The 3,133-nt window shown below is 60.1% G+C and carries 3 protein-coding genes; all 3 read right to left on the bottom strand.

What is annotated here, in order from left to right; genetic code table 11:
- A partial coding sequence (locus V6C16_RS10200; RefSeq protein WP_333543138.1) for a diaminopropionate ammonia-lyase occupies positions 1-903 on the bottom strand: 903 nt, incomplete at its 3' end.
- Between the two features lie 202 nt (positions 904-1,105).
- Positions 1,106-2,116: a hypothetical protein gene (locus V6C16_RS10195; protein WP_333536003.1), complete on the bottom strand. Its 1,011-nt coding sequence runs from the start codon at positions 2,114-2,116 to the stop codon at positions 1,106-1,108.
- A gap of 57 nt (positions 2,117-2,173) precedes the next feature.
- Positions 2,174-2,827 (bottom strand): HAD family hydrolase, encoded by a 654-nt coding sequence (locus tag V6C16_RS10190; RefSeq protein ID WP_333536004.1) that lies wholly within the window; start codon positions 2,825-2,827, stop codon positions 2,174-2,176.
- Positions 2,828-3,133 lie beyond the last annotated feature (306 nt).

The raw sequence follows: 3,133 nt of genomic DNA, 5'->3' as shown, positions 1-3,133 counted from the left end.
CGGCTCGCCGCAGGCAAGGACTGCCATAATGGTTCGCATATGCCCGGTGACCGCATGGGAGGCGCTGTCGCCAGCCATGAAGGAACGGTAAAAACAGTCGGCGGCCTGCGGCTCCACAGTGATGGCCTGTGGCGCGGCATCGCCCCACACGGCGGTAAAATACCCAAGCGCCGCAGCGGCAAAAGACCCCACCCCGGCCTGCAAAAAGATATGGGTCGGCGGGCGCAGCCCGCATTCCCGCCACTGCTCGTCCGCTTCCAGAGCCAGGGTGGTATAGCCCTGCATGATCCAGAGGGGCATTTCCTCATACCCATCCCAGGCGGTGTCCTGTACAAGCACACCGCCCGTCTGCTGCGCATGCTGCATGGCAAGACGCACGGTATCGTCATAATTAAGGTCGGTTATGGTGCACTGCGCCCCGGTTTTACGGATGTTTTCGGCCCTGACCGGCGCTGAGCCTGCGGGCATGAAGACCGTGGCCCCCATGCCGAGTTGCTGGGCCGTCCAGGCTACACCCCGGCCATGATTGCCGTCCGTGGCCGTAACGAGAGTGATTTTGCCCAGTTTTTTGCGTACCTCGGCAGAACGCAACAGCTGCGGGCTTACCCGGCTCATGGGCATATCAAGCAGTCGGGCCAGATGACGTGCCACCGCATAGGAACCGCCCAGTACCTTGAAGGCATTGAGACCGAAACGCTGGGACTCGTCCTTTACCATAATTTCGCCAAGCCCCAGGTCATGAGCAAGATTTTTCAGCCGCACCAGCGGCGTGGCCGCATAACGGTCAAAACCCTCATGAAAGGTACGGGCAACACGGGCGACCTCCGGCCCGTAAAGCCCAACATCCGCCGCATCGGCAGCGCCTGTACGCAGGCTGTTGGGACAATAGCTGACAATGTTCACGGCGGCTCTCCTGTAGGGCATGGTCGCCCCTTTTGCATGTCATCGGGATTGCATCCCGCAGCGGGCAATATCCACTGCGGGGCGGCAACCCCGCTCAGAACGGTTGTGCAGTGGTATTGCTCCGACGACTGCACAGCTCCGAAGCACGGATTCTCAAAAATCCGCCTGGAGCGCGTATCTGTTTTCAGTGCTGTCTGCCAGTTCAGTTGGAATTGGCTGTACGCACGAAAATGTTATAGGCTTGGCGGCTCTCCTGCGCGACATTGTTCAGCTCCTGCCGCACCGGACTGTAAAAGCCTTCGGCCAGCCCACGGCCCAGAAGGGCCTCATAGCGGGCAGCATGCCTGAGAAACTCGCGATAGGCCCGCTCCACTTCTGGAGCAGCCGGAAATGGCGGCTGTCCGGCCCTGCGCAGCCCGGCCTCAAGTTTGTCCCGCACCTGACCAAGGGCATGCCGGTCGGGCGTTTGCGCGGCCAGCAGTTCCGCCGTGCTGCCATACAAGGTGAAGATATTTCTGGCTTCCAGGATCTGCCGCCTGAGCGGGTGTCCATAAAGCAGCGTTTCCTCGGCCTTGACGGCCCGCCCTTCCACCAGGGCCAGATAGCCGTCCCGGGCAGTCACAAAGCGCTCGTGTTCCTTTTCCAGACTGGCCGCCAGGGCGCGGCCCTTCACGCCGTCATCACGGATATTCTCATCCCGCACATAGCGTGCCAGAGCCGTGTAATCGGCCCGCATGCTCTGGATGCTCTTTTCCATATCGTCCACCCACTGGGACAGGGCAGCGGCTTCATCCGCCCCGAACATGTCCGCAGGGGCCGCCAGGCGGCGCGCAAGCACCTTGCCGTCCCCATCAGGCGAGGGACGCGGGGCCAGTGTCCATTCCCGCAGGTAATGGCGCACATTGTCCGTCATGGTTTCGGCCTGCACATAATAGGGTTCGGCCAGGGTGGCCGCGGCCACATTATAGAAAGCCACCAGAGCATCCGCCTTTTCAAGCTCTTCCTGCGAAGGGGGCGGCCCCTGAACCTGTTCTTCATAGGGCGGACGTTCCTGTGGCGCACTGTGCGCCGCATCCGAGGCCAGGCCCGTTTCCGGCTTTTGCCCCGACTGTTCCCCTGTTGCTGAAGAAGCGTCTTCATTGCCGCCGGAATCGCAGCCCGCAAACAGCAGGGCCACAAGACAGACAAGCAGTATACATAGTCTTTTTTTCATACCTTCAGACGTAAAAGCCCCACAGGCAACCTGCGGGGCTTGCTGTTATATGTTTGCTCAGATCGAGGCCACGCGGGCCGCAATCCAGTCATTGAGTCCCGTAAGGTCTTCGGCCCAGGGATAGGCGGCGTCCGAGACAGGTTTGATGTCCGGCCCCACGCCGTAAAAAAGCGTACCCACTTCTTCCGCCGCATCGCGGTCTGTGGGGGCATCGCCCACCATAAGCACGTTTTCCGGGGCCAGGGGCAACGGAGCCACAATCTGGGCCAGAAGCCGGGCCTTGGCCGGGGGCGAGCCGTGAATGGACGTAAAATAGTGCTCCAGACCACGCTCGTGCAGGACGGCCAGCACTTCCTCATGCGGCGCGCCGGAACAGACATAGAGGGGCAGCCTGCCCTTCCAGGTGTCGAGCACATCCTTGACGCCGGGAATAAGCGGGCAGCGCCGCACTTCATCCAGAGCGTATTCCGCAAACAGGCGGCCCAGTTTTTCGGACTCTTCCTGCGTGATTTCGCGGCCCAGCACCTCGTTGTAAAACCATTCAAACTTCTTGTACCTGCTCACCCCGCCGTGCAGGCTGTGGTACATGACAAAACGGTCCTGAGCCTCCTGCCCGTAAGGTGCGGCAATGCGGGCAAAGGCGCGTGTTTTTACGGGTACGCTGTCCAGTATGACGCCGTCACAGTCAAAAACAATACATTGCAATGGCATAGCTATCCTTTTCTGCATCCGGCCACATCGCCTTGAAATGCCCTTTTCGGGGCAAGGCGGGCCAGTTTGCGATCTGCGCCAATCCGGACTCGCCTGTGCCGGTCCGGGCCAGTTTGCGCCAATTTACGCCAGTTTGGTCCTGTTTTTTACGTGACGCAGCCAACTGGACAAAAAATTATCTAGAGCAATTTCACTTTGAAATTGCTCGGACGGCTGCGTGAGCAGACGTTCGCTACGGAGGCGTAAGCGCAGTTTATCTGCGCGGTTAAACGCCGAAGTGAGCGTGCCTTAAACTTTGAGAATGTA

It is taken from the genome of Desulfovibrio sp. 1188_IL3213, assembly GCF_036763145.1.
In the GTDB taxonomy this organism is placed as follows: Bacteria; Desulfobacterota; Desulfovibrionia; order Desulfovibrionales; family Desulfovibrionaceae; genus Desulfovibrio.
Note: the sequence above shows the minus strand (reverse complement) of the source record. Positions and strands in the feature narration are given on the sequence as shown.